At 36.0% G+C, this 20,890-nt stretch carries 14 protein-coding genes and 1 pseudogene; 8 read left to right on the forward strand and 7 right to left on the reverse strand.

The genetic code is table 11. The features are described from left to right. The first annotated feature begins 278 nt into the window (after positions 1-278). Positions 279-1,295 (forward strand): NAD-dependent epimerase/dehydratase family protein, encoded by a 1,017-nt coding sequence (locus BK579_RS02040; RefSeq protein ID WP_078543288.1) that lies wholly within the window; start codon positions 279-281, stop codon positions 1,293-1,295. Positions 1,296-1,514: 219 nt separating this feature from the next. Here the strand turns inward: BK579_RS02040 and BK579_RS02045 are convergent, their stop codons facing one another. Continuing rightward, a complete protein-coding gene (locus BK579_RS02045; RefSeq protein ID WP_078543289.1) occupies positions 1,515-2,459 on the reverse strand; it encodes a DUF1835 domain-containing protein in 945 nt (314 codons plus the stop codon). Between the two features lie 372 nt (positions 2,460-2,831). Here BK579_RS02045 and BK579_RS02050 point away from each other — a divergent pair, with 372 nt between their 5' ends. After that, on the forward strand, positions 2,832-3,815 hold the full coding sequence (locus BK579_RS02050; RefSeq protein WP_078543290.1) for a Gfo/Idh/MocA family protein: 984 nt from the start codon (positions 2,832-2,834) through the stop codon (positions 3,813-3,815). A gap of 25 nt (positions 3,816-3,840) precedes the next feature. Here BK579_RS02050 and BK579_RS02055 read toward each other — a convergent pair. Further along, positions 3,841-4,013 (reverse strand): annotated as a pseudogene (locus tag BK579_RS02055) (Organic hydroperoxide resistance protein OhrA); the annotation flags it as partial. Between the two features lie 202 nt (positions 4,014-4,215). Between BK579_RS02055 and BK579_RS02060 the strand changes: the two are divergent. After that, complete coding sequence (locus tag BK579_RS02060) at positions 4,216-5,421, forward strand: NAD(P)/FAD-dependent oxidoreductase (RefSeq protein WP_078543291.1); 1,206 nt, start codon at positions 4,216-4,218, stop codon at positions 5,419-5,421. A 113-nt stretch (positions 5,422-5,534) separates the two neighbouring features. Here the strand turns inward: BK579_RS02060 and BK579_RS02065 are convergent, their stop codons facing one another. From BK579_RS02065 to BK579_RS02075, 3 genes are all read right to left on the reverse strand, one after another. Next, positions 5,535-6,956 (reverse strand): L,D-transpeptidase family protein, encoded by a 1,422-nt coding sequence (locus BK579_RS02065; RefSeq protein ID WP_078543292.1) that lies wholly within the window; start codon positions 6,954-6,956, stop codon positions 5,535-5,537. Positions 6,957-7,254: 298 nt separating this feature from the next. Then, positions 7,255-8,619, reverse strand: a complete 1,365-nt coding sequence (locus BK579_RS02070) for an MFS transporter (protein ID WP_078543293.1) — start codon at positions 8,617-8,619, stop codon at positions 7,255-7,257. Between the two features lie 183 nt (positions 8,620-8,802). Then, positions 8,803-9,918 (reverse strand): 5-methyltetrahydropteroyltriglutamate--homocysteine S-methyltransferase, encoded by a 1,116-nt coding sequence (locus BK579_RS02075; RefSeq protein ID WP_078543294.1) that lies wholly within the window; start codon positions 9,916-9,918, stop codon positions 8,803-8,805. A gap of 348 nt (positions 9,919-10,266) precedes the next feature. Between BK579_RS02075 and BK579_RS02080 the strand changes: the two genes are divergently transcribed. The 3 genes from BK579_RS02080 (at position 10,267) to BK579_RS25400 (ending at position 15,760) form a co-directional block, all read left to right on the forward strand. Next, positions 10,267-11,187: a LysR family transcriptional regulator gene (locus BK579_RS02080; RefSeq protein WP_078543295.1), complete on the forward strand. Its 921-nt coding sequence runs from the start codon at positions 10,267-10,269 to the stop codon at positions 11,185-11,187. A 519-nt stretch (positions 11,188-11,706) separates the two neighbouring features. Beyond that, positions 11,707-15,288 (forward strand): LamG-like jellyroll fold domain-containing protein, encoded by a 3,582-nt coding sequence (locus tag BK579_RS02085; protein ID WP_078543296.1) that lies wholly within the window; start codon positions 11,707-11,709, stop codon positions 15,286-15,288. A 322-nt stretch (positions 15,289-15,610) separates the two neighbouring features. Beyond that, positions 15,611-15,760 carry a hypothetical protein gene (locus BK579_RS25400; RefSeq protein ID WP_169891035.1) on the forward strand — a complete coding sequence of 50 codons (150 nt, stop codon included), beginning with the start codon at positions 15,611-15,613 and terminating at the stop codon, positions 15,758-15,760. 175 nt (positions 15,761-15,935) lie between these two features. Here the strand turns inward: BK579_RS25400 and BK579_RS02090 are convergent, their stop codons facing one another. Then, positions 15,936-16,913, reverse strand: a complete 978-nt coding sequence (locus BK579_RS02090) for a glycoside hydrolase family 43 protein (protein ID WP_078543297.1) — start codon at positions 16,911-16,913, stop codon at positions 15,936-15,938. Positions 16,914-17,417: 504 nt separating this feature from the next. On the opposite strand from BK579_RS02090, the gene BK579_RS02095 reads away from it, so the two are divergent. After that, positions 17,418-17,858 carry a cell wall hydrolase gene (locus BK579_RS02095; protein WP_078543298.1) on the forward strand — a complete coding sequence of 147 codons (441 nt, stop codon included), beginning with the start codon at positions 17,418-17,420 and terminating at the stop codon, positions 17,856-17,858. Between the two features lie 733 nt (positions 17,859-18,591). Here BK579_RS02095 and BK579_RS02100 read toward each other — a convergent pair. Continuing rightward, positions 18,592-20,019 (reverse strand): flavin-containing monooxygenase, encoded by a 1,428-nt coding sequence (locus BK579_RS02100; RefSeq protein WP_078543299.1) that lies wholly within the window; start codon positions 20,017-20,019, stop codon positions 18,592-18,594. A gap of 344 nt (positions 20,020-20,363) precedes the next feature. On the opposite strand from BK579_RS02100, the gene BK579_RS02105 reads away from it, so the two are divergent. After that, positions 20,364-20,876 carry a cupin domain-containing protein gene (locus BK579_RS02105; protein ID WP_078543300.1) on the forward strand — a complete coding sequence of 171 codons (513 nt, stop codon included), beginning with the start codon at positions 20,364-20,366 and terminating at the stop codon, positions 20,874-20,876. The last annotated feature ends 14 nt before the right edge of the window (positions 20,877-20,890 follow it).

Below are 20,890 nucleotides of genomic sequence, written 5' to 3' on the forward strand. Positions count from 1 at the left end.
GAGAATAAGTATTTTTAGGGTAAGCCCAAATGTAAATTTGTTTAGTAACATGGAGGATAATGAAAAGTACTAACGCAATGGGAATGGGCGGAAGTTCACTCGACTCCTGCGGGATGCAGCGGGCACTGTGAGACCCCGCAGGAGTCTTTTGCGACGAGGAGGCTCACCGCACGCCCCGCGGAAAGCGAGTGGACTGTAGCGAATGAAATTGTGAGACTAAGTATTTTCAGGGTAGGCTTCTATTCTAAATAAGTATACTAAAAGAGGAGGGAATAAGTATGAAGGTATTGTTTATCGGTGGAACAGGCCTGATCAGTAGCGCAGCTTCACAACTAGCCGTTCTGCAAGGCATTGATCTTTATCTACTAAATCGAGGAAATCGTAGCTCTTTTGTTCCAAATGGAGCAAAAGTCATTAAAGGTGATATAAATAACCGAAATGAAATGGAATCCATACTAGAAAACCAATTTTTCGATGTGGTCGTGAATTGGATTATTTTTTCACCAGAAGAGATAGAACGAGATATTCATTATTTCTCTGGTAAAACCAATCAATATATCTTTATCAGTACGGTGGCTACATACGAAAGACCGCCTAGTTATTATATCGTAGATGAATCAACGCCACAATATAATCCGGTATGGGACTATGCAACAAACAAAATAGCTTGTGAGGAAAGGTTAATAAAAGAATATCAAAACAATCATTTTCCGATGACAATTGTTCGCCCTTCTCATACATATGGAGAGACAACAATCCCTTTCGCAGTTACAAGTGCTGCTCATCCATGGACACTTATTGATCGGATTATGAAAGAAAAGAAAATCATTGTTCCAGGAGATGGAACTTCTTTATGGACGATCACGCATAATACGGATTTTGCAAAGGGCTTAGTTGGCTTATTAGGAAATCCTCTTGCTATAGGCGAAGCATTTCATATTACTTCTGATGAGGTTCAAACCTGGAATCAGTATCTAAATATAATAGGTCAAGTTCTTGGAATTGAACCAAAGATGAGCCATATGACATCAGAGTGCATTTCACTATTTTTACCCGAGATGAAGGCACCGTTATTTGGAGATGCCTCTAATAGCTACATAGTCGATAACAGTAAAATAAAGAAGTTTATTCCGCAATATAAAGCTACGACAACGTTTGAAGTTGGAATTCAACAATCAATAGCCTATTTTAAAAATCACCATGAACGACAAACGATAGATAATGAGCTTAATGCGAGAATGGATAGGGCAATTACAACCTATGAGGATTTTTTATCATCTGTAAATGCTTTATAATTGCCTTATTTAGGTTTACATTCCCATATCATTCGGACCTTAGATTAGTATTAAAGAGAAGTATCAAAGGAAAAATCTTAATATCTTTTGGTACTTCTTATTTATATCATAGACCTTGTTTTAACCTGATCTGGAGTTAACTGGCATCCCAGAAAGCATACAAAATCATCTAAAATAGTGTCTTTCCCTATATTCAAGTTTCATCTTTACTTGTTCATCCTATTTTAATTTAACACTGTAGTGTCTCATTGATTTTGGAACCCCTTTTAATTCAAGTTTTCCGTTGTAGATCAATTCACGTATTCTATATTCCAGATAAAAAACATTAACTAGTTCATTAGAATTATCCATAAATTCAGCGATTACAATCACTGTTTTGATAAAGTCTTTACGTTCTTGATTTTTATGAAGTGTTTCGATGATATGGATAATTTGCTCATCATAGTAATTCTCGGAAACATTTAGTATCTCTTCTTGATTCCAAATGCGTAATACTTCTTTTGATTGAGATAAATTCTCCCAGTCTTTTATAAACTGTTCCTTTTTATGATGTGGTAAGAGATTTTTTGCCTTATTACGCTCAAATAAAACTTTCAAATCAATAGGTTGAACTTGGCTTGTATGGGATATAAGTTCTCTACTATGATCTGGCATAATATCTTCTGTATATGAATCAGTCGAATTTATTATATAGATATTATTAGCTTTATTTCTCAGTAAATAAAGGATATAACGTAATCCAATTTGTTCTTCAGCATTATTTGCTGTCCAAATAAAGACGGGTGCTTGCTCTGATATATCATCGATTTCTAAAAGAGTATTTGCAAACTTGTTACAATACTGATAGTCATCTTGGTCCTCAAAGTTAATATGGTCATAAAACCAATCCTTACGGTAAGATTGTCCTATTCTCTCATGTAAGCTCCAAAGAGGACCGATAGAGAAGGGATCTTGAAAGCCAATAACGTGCTTTGGTCGGTCTATTCCAACTCTAATAGCCCCTGCAGCAGATTCTGACGAAACGATATGAACAGGTACAACTATGTAATTATCTTTGTCAAGAGTATTGGATTTCTGTTCCTTAATCTGTTTGTTGATTTCTATAGTTATTAAGTTTAGATCTTGTTGGTTAATAAAATACCCACTGCCCCTAAGTGGATCCATGTTTTCATGGTTAAAAGATTCAAACTCTCCTGCATGATTAATCTCATATGTCTCCCAACCATTGTCCTCTGCTAAATCTGAAACGGTGAGATAGCTATCTGTTTCAATTTTATTTACAAAAATGACATTAGGTTCTATAAAGAAATAAATAAAGTGATCATTTACTTTTGTTTTAATAAAAAATACCTCCTCTTTATCTGATTGTTCTTATTTTAGTAGGGTATACCTTATTTTAACAAAAAATGGAACATACTTATAATTGTATATAGTAATTATAAATTTAAGAGTTCTCCTTGATATTCATAGTAAAAATAAAATCTTATTGCTAAAGTGAAAATAGATAAAGTTTCTAACAAGAGAGGAGAAATAATCATGAAACTAGATAAAGTCCGTTGGGGTATGATTGGCTGTGGAGATGTAACAGAAGTGAAAAGAGGGCCAGCATTCCAAAAGGTTAAAAATTCAGAGTTAGTTGCCGTGATGCGGAGAACGGGTGAACTAGCTAGAGACTATGCGGAACGACATAATGTTCCGAAGTGGTATGATGATGCTGACGCACTAATTAACGACCCTGATGTAGATGCTGTTTATATTGCAACACCTCCTGGTTCACATAAAGAATATACAATTAAAGTTGCAAAGGCAGGAAAGCCTGTTTATGTTGAAAAGCCAATGGCACTTAATTGGGCAGAATGCAATGAAATGATTGCAGCCTGTAAAGCTGCTCATGTTCCTTTATATGAGGCATACTATCGAAGGGCACAGCCGAGATTTGTTAAGATTAAAGAGCTGTTGGAAAGTAAAGTGATCGGAGATATCCGTTTCGTATCAACAACACAATATCAAAAAGCTACTGAAGAATTTAAAAACTTGAAAAATCTCCCATGGAGGGTTCAACCTGAATTGTCCGGAGGGGGACTGTTTTTTGATTTAGCCAGTCATACATTAGATATATTAGATTATTTACTTGGACCGATCAAAGAGACAAAAGGATTTGCTTCAAATCAAGCGGGTTATTATCATGCAGAGGATATTGTTACAGGTATCTATCAGTTCGAATCTGGAATCCATGGATTTGGGAATTGGTGTTTTTCTGCTTTTGAGGATAGAGATGTGAATCAAATTGTCGGTAGTAAGGGGAGTATTACCTTTTCCACCTTTGGAGATGACCCTATTGTTTTAACAACTGCTAATGGAAAAGAGCAATGGAATTTTGTACGGCCGCATCATGTCCATCAGCCTCTTGTAGAAACGATTGTTTCTGATTTAACAGGAGATAGTAATAACTCGTGCCCAAGTACTGGAGTCACTGGTGCGAGGACGAACCGAATCATGGAAGAATTGGTTAAAGGGTGACAGAGCATCTGATCCTTTTCATATGGGCTGAATAACCTGCCGCAAAAAGTTGTTCTGGATCGTAGCGTTTGACAGTTCCTTAGCGCGTGGACCTCCTGGCATTGCTAGGTCAATGTCAATAACACCATCTGAAGATTTGACATGACCTTCTCTCCCGCCAAAAGCAGTAGCAGATGAAGTAAATAAATTATTAGACATACAAAGACTCTCCTGTATTGATATGTTTCTACCTACTTTTTAATTACCCGTTCATCTGTTTTTTACACTTAAAAAAAAGAATTTGTGTTTCCTGTCTAATTTTCTACATGACGGGTCCTTTCAAATTATCAATATTGTTACAACATTTTATATATAAAATAGGCAATACTATAAAAATCATTATTTTAAGGAGATGGATGTGATGGACTTACAAAGTGGTAAGTTTTATTGGCCAACAACCTTTCCTAACAAGCCTACATATCCTATGTTAGAGGAAGATATAAAATGCGATGTATTAATAATTGGTGGTGGAAGTTCGGGTGCTCAATGTGCTCATTATTTAAGTGAAGCAGATTTAGATGTGGTAGTAGTAGATAAACGTCAGATTGGAGAAGGTAGTACAAGTACCAATACAGCACTTCTTCAGTATTTGGGAGATAAGATGTTATTCGAATTAGTAAATTCCTTTGGTGAGGACAAAGCAATCTTACATACAAAACTATGTGAAGAGGCAATAAATGATATTGAAAAGCAATCGATGTCCATGGAGATTGACTCGGAATTTACCCGTAGAGATTCGCTTTATTTTGCTAGTGACAAACATGGGGTAGAGAAGCTGAAAAAAGAGCATCACTATCTGGAGAAACATGGCTTTAAGGTGGATTTACTATCTGAGATTCAAATTAGTGAACGTTATCCTTTTCGTAAGGAATTAGCTCTTTATACGTATGATGATGGTGAGCTTAATCCTTTTAAATACAATCATGGCCTTTTAAAAGAAGCACATAAAAAAGGTGTTTCTATTTATGAGCAAACAAATATTACGGGCAAGAAATTAGAGAAGGATAAAGCAACATTTTACACTGAAAATGGCCATTCTATTGAAGCTGGTCAGGTGATTATTGCTGCCGGTTATGAGGGATTAGAATTTAAAAAGGAAAAAAACGCACTTATTACTAGTGCTTATTCAGTGGTAACTAATCCGGTCACGGAGTTCACAGATTGGTATAAACAAACTTTAATATGGGAAACAGCACGACCTTATATGTATATGAGGACAACGAAAGACAATCGGATTATCATTGGTGGATTAGATGATAATACGACGTATCCGGAGGACCGTGATTCTAAGATTATCCATAAAAAAGACAAGCTTATCGAAGAATTTAACAAATTCTTTCCAAACATTCAGGTTCATCCTGAATACTATTTAGGAGCTTTTTATGGAGGTACTCATGATGGATTACCCCTTATTGGAAAATATGAAGAGTTCCCCAACTGCTTTTTCTTATTTGCCTATGGAGATAATGGACTAGTCTACAGTGGTGCGCTTTCAAAAATACTAAAAGATGTGATCATCAAAGGCACTCATTCATCGCTCAGTTTATATTTAAAGGAGCTCGAATAATTTGCCTTATGGGAATAAGTAGACCACAGAGCTCAGTTTTAAATTTAATATAATAAAATAACAAAATCAGGAAATCTACTATCGATTTCCTGATTTTCATTTCTAAAAACGCTCTAGTAAACAACGACAGGGTCATAGACTCTGAGATTATCATACACAGCTTTCATCACACTAGGAGAAACGTTGACACAGCCACCAGAACCTGCAGTAAGATATGCATTACTGGACCAGTTCGTACGCCAGCTCGCATCGTGGAAGCCTTGCCCACTGTTAGTAAAAGGTGCCCAGTAATCGACTTCAATTGAATAATCAGGATTGCCCACCGAACTACCTGAGAGTGTATAGGGTGAACGTTTGAAGAGGATATACCAAACTCCTGGCGATGTATCTTCACCAGTACTATGTTTGCCAGTGACGACATTGGTGGTTAATACTAATTTTCCTTCCCTATAAATCCAAATGCGTTGTTCTGCAATGGATACTTCAGCGTAAGTATCACCAATACCGTTATTATCAGTTATTTCATACCCATACCCTTCGTTGCTCCAGCCGTTTCCATAAGTATTTGAAGCAGAAATGGTTGTTTCTTCTTTTTTAAACGCTTGTAGAATCAGTTGTGACTCTTTTTCTACATCAAGTGCCCAACCATAGCCTTGCCCTTTCACCGAAATAACCGAGCCGGAATGAGTCTTAAAGGTAAAATCTTTTCCAAGTGTAGATTGTGATTCATTAATTTCAGCAATTTTTTTATCAATGGAGTGTTTGTCTATCAAGACCTTTAAATCCTCAGATAAGTGGGCGTCTTCTATAAGTTCACTAGCCTTTAATGAATGCACTTTATCCTGTACTTTATACTCAACGGTATGCTGTAAAAATGCTTGTAGCTTTTTCTCTTGGTTTAATACAACCTCACTGTCTTCCTTATTCGGCTGTAAATAGATAGGATTTAGATGGATTTCACTCGTATAATCCTGCTTGTCGTATTCAGTTAATAATTTGCTAACATCAAGTTGTTCGCCATCAACACTTTTTGACACGACAATTTTACCATTCTCTAGAGTGACCTTTGAATCTGTAGGAGCTTTTAGATTCAGATTCATTAAGTTGAGTGTTCGTTCTAGGTGATTTTTCAGTGTTTCACTTCGATATTGATCTTGCTTGCTTGGAGATAGCAAGTAACTTGTTTGCTCGGACGAGGGCCAAAATGTCCACTGACTTTTTAATAACTTTTTGACTTCTGGTAAATCATGTTCGGTAAATTCCATCTGTAGATCGTTTCCGTCTAAAATATGTTTCTCCCTAATATAGACATCATTTGTTAAAACAGATGTTTGCAATTTCTCTAGAGCCTGCATAGCAGTCATTCCATTGACCGCTATATTGTTAATCGTAACTTTCGCATTAAAATGAGTTGCCTGATAATAACTAATAGCTCCGATAATGAGAGCAGTAATTAATATAATAATTGCTGTGACATACTTCCAGTTTCTAAACCATTTAACTGATTTTTTGTGTGAATGTTTAATTTCTCCCATTGATTGTTCAACAGCGTATCCGATATATATCCCCCCATTATCCCCCTGAGAATTCTAATATTCCATTTATTACCTATATTGTAATTGTACTAGGGACAATTGTATATAATTTGTCGTAATTTGGAAGTTTTCGATTTTTTATTTTAAAAAGGTTTGTAAGAAATCATAGGAAGATGAGTGGAGTATAGAATAAGCGAAAAAAATCTATATAGACAGATGAAAAAATCCCCTTAATCGAATTAGGTATTAGCCTGTTCTCGAAAAGGGGAGTTATTAATACTAACTATTTATACTATGATTAAACACTCTTTTTTTCTGTCTTCGGATAGCTATAAGCTGTTTTAACTATTCGATCAAAGCTACCATATTTCTCTTGAACTATTAAAAGAGCTATTCCCCCGATAATACTCGGAACGGCAAATGCCATGAACGCATGTTGTGGTTCTAAGTTGGTCGCTAACAAAAGACCGATGATCAAAGGTGCCAAAATTGCTCCTATTCGACCAACCCCAACTGTTAAGCTAAGGCCTGTTGTACGAATTTCTTGTGGATAAAATTCAGATATATAAGGATTTATTAGGTTTTGGGTTCCACCTGTACATGCACCACCAAGTGCAATCAAGACATATAACAAAAGAATATTAGATGTAACACTTAGAGAGACAAAGCAAATTGCTCCTATTAAATACATAAATAAAAGAACTTTTCGATGACCCACCCGGTCTACTAAGTAACCACCTAATAAAGATCCAACGATTTGTCCTATTCCTAATACCAGGATAAATGATAAGCTTGATGTAATTCCATATCCGGAATTTTGCATGATTTTTGGAAGCCAGGTATTTAGGCCATAAATCATAAGTAAACAACTAAATACCATTGTCCAAAAAGCAAATGTACTAACCGCTCGATTGTTTAAAAATAGTTTTTTTGCAGGAAATCCTTTGGCACGTTCCTTCAAACTGACATACTCATAATCATCAGTTGCTTGATAGTTCCCCCTAGGGTCAATTTTGTTTAGAATACTAGAAACTTTTTCTCCTTGGTTGCGAAGTATATAATAAGATAACGATTCCGGAAATTGTTTAAGAAACAATGGAAGAGTAATTAGGGGGATAATCCCTAGCCAATATAAAAATCTCCATCCTAAACTTTCCATTAACAACATTCCGGTAAGTGAAGCTATAATCGCTCCTATTGAATAGCCACAATACATGGCTGCAACAATCATTGCTCGATTTTTTTTAGGAGAGTATTCTGTCATTACGGCAATAACAGCTGGCATTAATCCGCCCATTCCAAGAGCTGCGATGAATCGCATAATTGTAAAGATAGTGGCATTTGGTGCCAATCCAGCTAATAGAGAAAAAACACTAAATAAGAACATACAAATCGCTAATATCTTCTTTCGTCCAATAATATCAGAAAGCGATCCAAGTAAGAATGAACCTAACATCATCCCAACAAGCGTGTAGCTACCAATCGCACCTGCCTCAACCAGAGTTAATTGATATTCCTCCATCATTAGTGGTAACCCTATGCCATATAATGCAATATCAAAACCATCAAAGGCAATGGCAAAGAAACACCATAGAAAAACTAACAAATGAAACTTATTAAACTTACTTTCAGCAACAACCTGAGAAGCCTGCACAATACGCATACCATTCCTCCTCCTCCTACTTACTTTCTTAACTAGCAAATAAATCTAATGATTATGTTTTTAGTTGAATAGCAAATTGACGTAAAAGCAGGAGAGGAGGCTTCCGAAAAGCCATGCGATAGCCCGCGAGTGAATCGAGGGAATGGACTCTCCGACCTAGGGTTATTTATAGATTTGACTTTGTTATTTCCATACTTCCTCAGAAATTTCAACAACATGCTGAAGCTTTGCCCATTGCTGTTCTTCAGTCAATAAGTTACCTTCTTCTGTTGATGCAAACCCACATTGAGGGCTTAAACATAATTGATTTAAATCAACAAATTGTGACGCTTCCTCAATTCGCTTTTTAATAAGATCTTTGCTTTCAAGTTCACCGAATTTGGAAGTAATCAAGCCTAAAACAATGTTTAAATCTCCTCTATTTACAAAACGAAGCGGTTCAAAGCCACCAGAACGATCGTTGTCATATTCTAAGAAAAAACCATCGATATTTAAATGGCCAAATAATTGCTCTGCAACTGGTTCATACCCACCAGAAGAAATCCAAGTAGAGCGGAAATTTCCGCGGCAAATATGCATGGTTACTTTTAAATCAGCTGGTCGATCTGCTAGTGCTTTATTGAGCGTATGTAAATACATTTTGATTAAATAATCGGGATTTACTCCTTTTGCTCGAAGTTGTTCCTTTTGTTCTTCTGAGCATAAGTAAGCCCAAGAAGTATCATCAAGCTGCAGATAGCGACAACCCGCATCATAGAAAGCTTGTAGCGCTTTTTTGTATGTTTTGGCTAAATCTTCAAAGAATTCTTCCTCATCTTGATAGATTGACTTATCAATCTCTCCACGAAAATGAAGCATACTCGGACTAGGAATCGTGAATTTACCTATATGCTCTCCAGCTACTTGATGAAGATATTTATAATCTTCTAGCATAGGGTGAGTTCCAAAGTCTAACTTATTTGTTACTTTTATTGCACGAGATTTTGTTTGTTTTTGCTGAAATTGAATACCGCTTCCTGACCAGAAACCGTCTACACCAACTAAATTTTCTAGGAAATCAAAGTGCCACCAAGCTCTTCGAAATTCTCCATCTGTCACTGCTTTAAGACCAATTTCTTTCTGTTTAAGAACGATTCTTTCAATCTCTTCATCTTCAATTTGTCTTAAGTGAGCAGCTGAAATTTCTCCAGAGGCATTTTTTAAACGTGCATTTTTAATTCTATCTGACCGTAATAAACTACCAACCTGATCAGCACGAAATACAGTTAAACTTTTTTTAGAACTATTTACTATTTGCATTTGTAATTCTCCTTTTCATATTATTTTCTTTGTTGTTAGTATCCTATCATGATTAAAGTGCTATAGTGTAACTGATAAAAGGAATTAGCCGTTATAACTAAAAGCTATAACACTGTACATTAATACATCATTTTTTGTGAAATTGATTTTTACTCAGTGTGAATAAATCGGATACACTACAGAAGCTAAAGACAAAGGTGACGTAAAGTCCGTTAAAGGTAACCTGTATATTTAATTTATAGGTTAATATCTAGGAATATTTGAATCTTCGTTTTTATTGAATTCTTCTGGAGTTAGGGGTAGAATAACGAATAAAAATTTAAAAGGAAAGAATAGGAGGGACTCAAAATGAAGTTGCACCAATTAAGATATTTTATTGAAGTGGTAATGTGTGGCTCTATTAATGAGGCCGCCCGCAGATTATATATCTCCCAACCTACTTTATCAAAAGCTATAAAAGAGCTTGAAAAGGAATTGGGTATCACTATTTTTACTCGTACATCAACAGGTATCACATTATCTTCAGATGGAGCTGAATTTCTTGGATACGCACGGCAGGTAGTTGAGCAAGCAGATCTATTAGAACGCCGCTATTTTAATACAACTCCTTCTCAGCAACTTTTTTCAATTTCAACACAGCATTATGCATTTGCTGTAAATGCATTTGTCGAGATGATAAAAAAGTATGGGGAAGATAAATATCAGTTTACAATGAGGGAAACAAGGACCTATGAAATTATTGAAGATGTCAAGAATCTACGTAGTGAGATTGGTATTTTATATATAAGCTCCTTTAACCAAAAAGTCATGTTGCAGCTGTTAAAAGAGCAAGGATTAGACTTTCATGTGCTATTTACAGCAAAGCCTCATATTTTTGTAAGTTCTCAGAATCCACTTGCGAAAAAGTCATCTGTTTCTTTAGAAGATTTAGAGGATTATCCACGCCTTAATTTCGAACAGGGAGAGTTTAACTCGTTTTACTATTCGGAAGAAATTTTTAGTACCATTCCCAGTAAAAAAAGTATTCAAGTGAGTGATCGCGCAACATTATTTAACCTATTGATTGGATTGAACGGTTATACGATTTCGACTGGAATCTTAAGTTCGGATTTGAATGGCTCAGATATCATACCCGTTCCACTTGAAGAAGGGGAAATCATTACAGTGGGTTGGGTCGTACATAAAAAAACACAGTTGAGTCGAATGGCGAAATTATATTTGGATGAGCTGAAAGCACTTATTGATGTGTATCTTTCCGAAATAGATTAGTAAGTTATGCAGTGAAGAAAAAGCAAAAGTATAGTACATCAAAATTGATATTAAACCAATAGAAGTGTCACTATTTCTTCTTGCCTTAATCTAACCTGTTTCAGCGTAAAATTATGATAAAACGCCCCTGTCCAATTGGATAAGGGGTTTTTTGTTTATTAATATAATTTGGCTTAACCACTAACAAATTATACGTATAAATTAGTTTAATAAGTGTCGTTTAATTGGTACGTACTAATTATGTTGAGTTTTGTAGAAGTTTAAAATGATAAGAATATATATTGAGAATATAAAAGTTTTATAGTATTGTTAATTTAATAGCAACTTATTTAATGAGTTGTTAAGTGAATTACAAACTTGTAAGTACGTGTTAAAAAATGGAGGGATGTGTAGGAGATAACCTTGATATTGTGTGCTAAAAATCTTTGGTTCAAACATCTAAATAATAGATGTATAGAAACCTCGGGTGAGAAGAAATGATTGCGCTATCATAATACACTTTTAAAAGGAGAAGGTTAAATGAATAAAAGTTCCTTATTAAGATGTACACTTGTATTCTTCATGTTAATGTCACTCTTACCTAGTAACACACTTGGTTCTGAACAAACTGGTGAAGCTGAAGCTCTCACTTTTGAAAACGCTTCAGTGCATGACCCGTCAATTATTAAAGATCATAAGACTGGGAATTACTATGTATTTGGTTCACACATTGCTGCAGCTAAATCAACAGATTTGATTAACTGGCAAAATTTCACTAATGGTTATTCTACACCGAACAATACTTTATATGGGGATTTATCTTCAAATCTAGCAGGTTCTTTTGAATGGGCTGGTGAAGATGATTCAGACAGTACTGGTGGCTATGCTGTATGGGCTCCTGATATTTTCTGGAACAAGGATTATCTGAACGAAGATGGAACAAAGGGTGCTTACATGATGTACTATAGTGTTTCATCTACATATATTCGTTCTGCAATTGGTATTGCGGTTTCAAAGGACATTGAAGGTCCATTTGAATATGTTGATACAATTATATACTCAGGCTTCACAAACGTAGAGGCTTATGATCGTAATAGTACTGTAAATAAGCACTGGAGTAATACAAATATATCTGATCTTATTGACGAAGGTGTCATTAAAGAGGTTAATCCGGAATGGTTTACTTCATCTGGTGCATTTAATAATAAGCTTTATACAAATGCGATTGATGCAAATATCCTCTATGACGAAAATGGTAAGCTTTGGATGACTTACGGTTCTTGGTCTGGTGGTACATTTATTTTAGAATTGGATAAAGCAACTGGACAACCAATGTACCCTGGTGAAGATGGTCAAACAGAAGACGGAAGAATGATTGACCGATATTTTGGTACGAAAATTGCTTCTGGATATGGAAGGTCTGCTGAGGGTACTTATGCAGTCTATGATAAAGAAGCCGGTTACTACTATTTATATATTACCTACGGTGGGTTAGCGTCTGACGGCGGTTATCAAATGAGACAATTCAGATCGGAAAACATTGAAGGTCCTTATGTGGATGCAGAAGGAAATGATGCTGTTTTTCCTGAGTCATTTGATCTTGGGGTAGGTAACTTCCCAGGAAATGATGATCATAAAGATATTGGTAACAAAATGATCGGAAACTTTTTATTTAAAAGAGATCTTGGTGAGCCAGGTACTGGAATAGGAACTGGTTATAAATCTCCGGGACATAATTCATATTTTATAGATTCAGAAGCTGGTAAAGAGTTTTTTGTTACACATACTCGTTTTCCTGGACAAGGTGAGATGCATGAAGTACGTGTACATCAAGCCTTTAAGAACAGTGAAAAATGGCCGGTGCCAACTCCATATCGCTATGCTGGTGAGACGATAGAGACTGTTTCAGAAGCAAATGTTCTTGGAGATTATAAATTCATTAATCATGGCAAAGAAATTACGGGTGATCTAACTGAATCAACATGGGTTAAATTAAATGCTGATCAAACAATCTCGGGATCTGTAACGGGAACATGGAAGCTTTACGATAATAATAGAGCCGAATTAACAATTGATAATGAGGGCACGTATGATGGTGTATTTATTAGTCAATATGACCCTACTTCTGAGAGTTGGGTTATGACTTTTAGTGCAATGTCAAATGAGGGAATTGTTATCTGGGGTAGTCATGTGGACGCAACATCAGATGAAGAATTAGTACAGGCTATTAAACAAGAATTAAGTACTATTTTCCCATCTAATGTGATAAGTAATTTAACACTACCAACAGAAGCAACGAGAGGAACTGTGATTTCATGGGAGTCTTCTAACCCTGAGGTAGTATCTACTGAAGGAGTTGTTACAAGACCAAGCTTCGGATCTGAAGATGCTGTTGTTGATTTAACAGCAACGATTACGTTAGGTGACGTAACAGAAACTCTATCGATTACAGTGACAGTGCTAGCTGAAGAAGAAGGCGGACTATCAGCTTTTTATGACTTCAGTAACGGATTTAAAAATCGTTCTGGGAATAAAGCTGATGCGACAGTCACTGGAGATCGAATTAATAATCAAGGTGGAGAGATTACTCTTGTAGATGGTGTAGTCGGACAAGCGGCCAAGTTTGATGGAAAGTCAGGTTTGCGTTTAGCTGATGGATTAATTACTGGTGATACTTACTCTGTATCATTATGGTTGAAACCAGAGGCAATTACGGAATTTACAACATCATTTTTTGGAGCGGAAACTGAAAACAACTGGATTAGCTTTGTACCAAAGACATCATGGGGCAATACGATGGTTTGGTCTCATAATGGAGAACAATGGTATGATGCTGTCACAGACACAACAATTCCAGTTGGCGAGTGGTCACATGTAACATTAACTGCTGATAAAGGTAATGTGGTGTTTTACATCAATGGTGAGGCAAAGTATACGGGAAGTAATTTTCCAGACGTATTTACTTCAATAGATGCAGTCTTTGGTTTAGGTGTTAACTACTGGGATGTTCCTTTCCAAGGATTAATGGATGAGGTTCGTGTGTATGATGGAATTTCTTTACCAGAAGTTGAAGTGCAGTCACTTTATCAAAATCCAGATGGATTAACAGCAAATTATGACTTTGAGGAAAATCTTGCAGATGTAACAGAAAATAATACTGATGGAACAATTACTGGGAATTTTATTGATAATACTGGTGGTAGCATTTCATATGCAGAAGGAATTACTGGTAAAGCTGCTGTCTTTAACGGTACGTCTGGAGTTCGTTTACCAGATGGCTTAATCTCAAGCAATTCTTATTCTGTATCACTATGGCTAAAGCCAGAGGAATTAACACAATATACTACAACATTCTTTGGTGGAAGAACCAATAATAATTGGCTAAGCCTAGTTCCATTTGGCCCAGGTGCAGGCGAAACAATGGTGTGGTCAGGAAGTGATCCTTGGTATGACGCTACTACGGGTACGCAAATACCAACGAATGAGTGGACTCATCTAACATTTACTGTGGACAATGGTAATATTATTGTTTATGTTAACGGTGAGGAAGCATTTAACGGACAAGATTTCCCGAATTTATTTACAACAACTGATGGTGTATTTGCTTTAGGTGTTAACTACTGGGATACTCCATATAAAGGATTAATGGATGATTTACGCATCTATAATAACTCAGTTCTTTCTAATGAAGAGGTAAATGCATACTACACAAGTGTAGTTGGCGATGGTGAAGATCCAGGCACAGGAGATCCAGGAACTGAGGATCCAGGCACAGGAGATCCAGGAACTGAGGATCCAGGCACAGGAGATCCAGGAACTGAAGATCCAGGCACAGGAGATCCAGGAACTGAGGATCCAGGCACAGAAGATCCAGGAACTGAGGATCCAGGCACAGGTGATCCAGGAACTGAAGATCCGGGCACAGAAGATCCAGGAACTGAGGATCCAGGCACGGAAGACCCAAGTACTGAGGATCCGGGTACAGAAGATCCTAAAGATGGTAATGAATTGCCTAATACAGCAACCAATCAATATAATTTATTAGCATTAGGAGTATTATTATTAATCATAGGATCTGGTGTGATCTTTATTCTAAGAAAGAGAATAAAACTATTAAATTAAGGCTCTTTTCTGAACTGGTGTGCTAAACTCCTAGTTTAAGCACTTTAGAAGTTAACTAAGTGTATGAAAAACCGAATTAATAAAAGAATTTGGAACCTTCTTTTGCTTCTCTGCAAAGGGAGGTTCTTTTTCTAGTGAAGAGAATAAGCCTCCCGCAACACCATTTCAAAGGGATACTGTTGTGTATGGCATAAGAGAAAAGATGTTTATTTTCAGGAGATAAAAAAGAAATTAGCTATAATTTTACGCAAATCTCTCAAAAACCGCATCCTACATATAAACAGATTGAGCAGGGAAAACTATTTTAAAAGGAGGTGTAAACATGAAAAAGTTACTATTACTATTTTTGTTAGCATTTTCTATGTTCTCTTTTGTAGGATGTGCTAATGATGAGGCTCCAGAGGAAGACGAACAGATTGAAGAAGTAGAAGAAGAGGATGAAGTTGGTGATGGTGAGGTCGATGATGAATAGTGATACATATTCATAAATAAACAAATGAAAGTTATAGTTGCTTCAGAGAACGCACGAAGAGAGGAGAAATCTTTCCTTTTTTCTTTGAAAATGGTTAAAACAATACTCACAATGAAACATATGAAAAAGGGCTTAACTCGAGGTGAGTTAAGCCTAGGAAATGATTGTGTCTTTATTATTTATATTCAATCGTTTGAATCGTACCATCTTCATTATATTTAAGTTCACTGTATTTCACGCTACGCTTATGATTAACACCACCAGATAGTGAGCAGTCATGATAGAATAAATACCATTTATCGTTAAATTCAACAATTGAATGGTGAGTCGTCCAACCTAGTACTGGAGTGAGAATTTTACCTTTGTAAATGTATGGACCTTCTGGCTTTTCACTAATCGCGTAGACAATCGAATGAGTTGTCCCAGTTGAATATGATAGATAATAATTGCCATTATACTTATGGACCCATGCACCTTCAAAAAATCTTCTTTCCTCATCACCAGCAAGAATTGGATTTCCATCTTCATCAACAATAGAAATTTCTTGTGGTTTTTCTTTAAACGTTAACATATCTTCACTTAATTCAGCGATTATTGGTCCTAATGCAGGCTCATTTTCAGCTGGCCCTTCAGCATCTGGAACGAACGTACCAGTTTGCCATTTCTCCAATTGACCACCCCAAAGACCGCCATAGTACATATATGCCTTTTGATCTTCATCAACTAAAACTGCTGGATCAATACTAAAGCTGCCAGGAATATAGCTATCTTGTGGTGTGAATGGACCTTCAGGTTTTGTGCTAGTAGCTACACCAATTCGAAAAATATTATCTTTGTCTCTTGCTGGAAAAAATAAGTAATAGGTATTGTTTTTATAAGCAGCATCAGGTGCCCACAGTTGTTGCTTTGCCCATGGGATATCGCGTAGATGAAGTACTTCGCCATGGTCGATACAAGGTGAGTTGAAATTATCCATCGAAAGGACATGATAATCTTCCATTGCATATTGGTCACCATTATCATTCGAAGGGCCGTTATGATCCAAATCATGTGATGGGTAAATATATAGTTTTCCTTCAAATACATGTGCAGAAGGATCTGCTGTATAAATATGGTTTACTATAGGTTTATTAGGTTTTGTGATGTTTTCCATTTTGTATTCTCCTAATCTATGAGGATTTTGAAAACGTTTTATATTGATTATATCAATGGTTTGGTGTCAAAAAAATATAAAAACTAAAGATTAAGTTTAAGTTTTTAAAGGAATTAACAAATTCTGAAGTTTGCTGTAACTTTTTCATGTTTAAAGATTTCATCCTTTTATATCGAACGGATTGTTTCGTTAGTCAATTTTGGCTTTCTAATTAAGTAAGGGAGCATCACTCATAATTCAATTATGGTGTGAAATTTCCAATTGGTTTTAACTTTGATCAACAGAAAAATTTTTAAGCAAATATTGAAGTGGGATTCAAATGATCTAGAATTTGGTCTTATTTTTAATTATTTATTCTCCTTAAGTATGTTAAACAGTTAGCACATACTCTAAATGATTATCATATTTTAAAAAGAAGAAATGATACTTACCTTAATAGGGATGTTTAACAATCTCTACATGTTTAAGGGTTTTTTTAATCAATTTTTTAGAGGGTGATGGAAAATGGTAAGAGTAAAATATACAGACAAAGACGTTGATATAATGGCAAGGATGATGAGGGCAGAGGCTGAAGGTGAAGGACAACAGGGAATGCTAATGGTTGGAAATGTAATTGTAAACCGACTTAAAGCAGATTGTTTAGACTTTAAAGACTTAAAATCAATTAACGATGTTATATATCAAGTACAAGGAGGAAATTATTCTTTCGAAGCAGTTCAAAAGGGTAATGTTTTTTATAACAGAGCAAGAGGTGTAGAAAAAAAATTAGCTAAACGCACCTTAGACTATTGGAGGGAACATCCGTCTAAATACGCACTTTGGTATTTTAACCCGTATGCAGAATGCCCACCTACATGGTATGGTCAGCCTATCTCAGGACAATATAAACAACACTGTTATTACGAACCAGTAGCCAATACATGCGAAGGTGCGTATAGATATTAAAAAAACCCTACACTTTATTATTGTACTCTATCGGTTGAGCGGGAGAAACGTTAATCCGCAGGTAAATTAACATTGGTTTTAGCAAGCGGATTAGCAATATAAATAAACAATCCAAAAAAGGATCAGATAATTACAATCTGATCCTTTTGCTCTGAAATCACAGTCTTCTTAAACCTAACGCCTGTTACTTTAAGTATACATCTTCACAAAGTGGGCGAAGAAAGATGTCGTTTACTACACAATATATGTTTACTGTGTAGCAATCAACGTTAACTTTTTTCGAAAGAATACCGACTGCTTAAAATTACTTGTGATAGGGTTCACCGAACGCATCTAAATGAGTTCTAACAAAATAAGTACCCCGCCTTCATCCCACTTCTTTAAATCAAAAGTCATGTCCTACTTAGCAATATGAAATAAGCGGAAATTTTTCCGCTAATTGCAGATTAGAGCTGGTTTTGAGGAGAATAGGGGGAGTTTTTCCACTTATATAAAGAAAAATTACCTAATTTCATATATTTTAGTCAAATAAGAGAAATTTTTCCCTCTATTTAAGTTCTATTTTCAATGCTATTTATGAATTAAGGGAATTTTTCCCTCTATTTTTACTTACTACGCGCTGAGTAAGAGTCTACTACATATAATAGAAATGTAGATTCCTTTGTTTACTTGTTATGTTTGGTTGTAAACTTTTCAAGTATTCTAAAAGGTAATACTTCAAAAACTTTATCTTCTACTTAATGATTTGCTCTTTTGATAAGTCCGCAACAAATTCAACTTCATCATAGTTAAAGAAGCTACTCAAAACCTCATCTCGGTCATCAAGGAAAAGTTGATCAGCAACGGCTGAAACTAGTTTTGGTATACTAAATTTCATACCAGAAAGCGCAGAAGCTGAGATCCCACAGCTAATCAATGCAGAATAATTAAAAGCAAAAAGACCATGTAAACTCTTTTTTCCTTCATGATCTCGACTTATAAATGAGAAGCCCGGACTAAGATATGGATGTGCATCAAGAACAGGATTAGCGAGTTCTTCAGGTGCTTGATAATGATCCTCCCAGCGAGCAATATGTTGTTCTACAAGCTTTAATTCTGGTCGTAGGGCAGGATCAGTTAGAAGACCGGTACTAATAATTAAAAAATCAAATATAAACGTCCCTTGAGGGGTTGTGACCATTGCGCCTTCATCTGTGGCTTCTACATCAAGCCATGGTGCCCCAAGGTGCAAGTTAAAACCAGGCCAAGAGCTCGCACGCTCAAAAGTATCGTTTGTTGGAGGTTGATTATGCTTAAAGAAATGAGCCATAGCAGCGTATTTATCAGCATCAGATAATGAGTGATAACGTTCAATCATGCCTGAAACTTCCATCTGTCGGATCGGATTAATTCTCGGCATTTCCTTCCGGCGAATAAACACATGGGCCTCAGCTACTCCCTCAGAAAGTGCGAAGTTGGCGTTGTCAAAGGCTGAAGCGCCTCCACCTAAAATGGCAACCTTCTTTCCTTTTAACTGCTCAAAATCTATTGCTTTAGATGTGTGTGCATAAAGTTGTCGTGGTAGTTTTTCAGATATGAAAGAAGGGACATGCCATTCTCCTCCTCCTTGGATTCCGGTGGCAAGAATGACTTTTCTAGCTAGTAACTTCTTTGATGGTGCACCTGGCCCATCAATATGGAGGCAGTGAACTCCTTCTGCCAAAGGTTCAACAAGCTTCAATTTGACCTCATTCATTACAGGAAGGTTAAGAACCTTACGATACCAACGCAAATAATTCATCCAATCCCCTCGAGGAATCTTATTAATATTTTCCCAACTCTTTGCTCCAAATTGTGCTTCCCACCATGATCTGAAGGTAAGAGAGGGAATACCTAAGTCAATAGAGGTCAAATGTTTAGGCGTTCGTAATGTTACCATTCGTGCATAAGTTTCCCAAGGTCCTTCTAAGCCTTCGCTATTTTCATCGATAACGAGAATATTTGATATCCGTTCACGTAAAAGGCCAAAAGCAGTTCCAAGGCCACTTTGACCGCCGCCAATAATAATAACATCATAGACATGACCCTCAGGGTGACTAAGCGGACGAACCCAGTCTGCACCTCCAAAGGCAAGATAAGAAAGATCCGTTTGTACTCGTGCATTTAAAGCCTCTATACTCATGCTTTTCATTCCTCTCACGTTGGAATTTTAGTTTTGTAGAGTGATTAAAAAAGTTATAAAATAGAACTGGTAGGGATATTTGAATTTTTTAAATTTTTTACACAATAATTATCTATGGGCATAATATTACCATTTTTTTAAACGTTGTTGCATGTTCAAATTGTCTAAATTAATGCAAGATAATTGTTCAAATTAACTATAAGTGATCACAAATTGCCAACTTACTTTTGTTATGAACATGTAAATAAAAGCCTATAATGGAATTAGAAGTCAACGAAGTTTATAAAGACAGCTAAATATAGAGGTATAAACGAGCTTTTATCAATTTAAGAGAGGAATATAAAATGGATATACAAAATGCGCAATATTATATAGAAAAATTAGGACTAACACCCCACCCAGAGGGCGGTTTTTTCAAAAGTACATATGAATCAACTCATTTGATAACAAACCTTGCAGGGGTAAAAGAAGGAAAAGAACGGAAGCTTTATACAAGTATATATTTTCTTCTTAGATCTGAAGATATCTCACATCTACACCGGCTAAAGTCAGATGAGCTTTGGTATTATCATGGAGGAAGCTCTTTAACAGTTCATGTGATAGATGAAAATGGAGAGTATCAAGAACTTAAATTAGGATTAAATCTAGATAAAGGTGAGATTCCACAGGTTTTAGTGCCCAAAAATACGATCTTTGGATCGTCAGTTATGGAAAAAGATACATTCTCATTGGTAGGTTGTATGGTGGCCCCTGGTTTTGATTTCGAGGATTTTGAATTATTTAGTCAGAAAGAGTTAATGGTTGAGTATCCAGAGCATGAAAAAGTGATAAGAAAAATGGCGATTTCTGTAGAATAAGAGAGTAATTAAAA

Source organism: Litchfieldia alkalitelluris, from assembly GCF_002019645.1.
GTDB classification, from domain to species: Bacteria; Bacillota; Bacilli; order Bacillales; family Bacillaceae_L; genus Litchfieldia; species Litchfieldia alkalitelluris.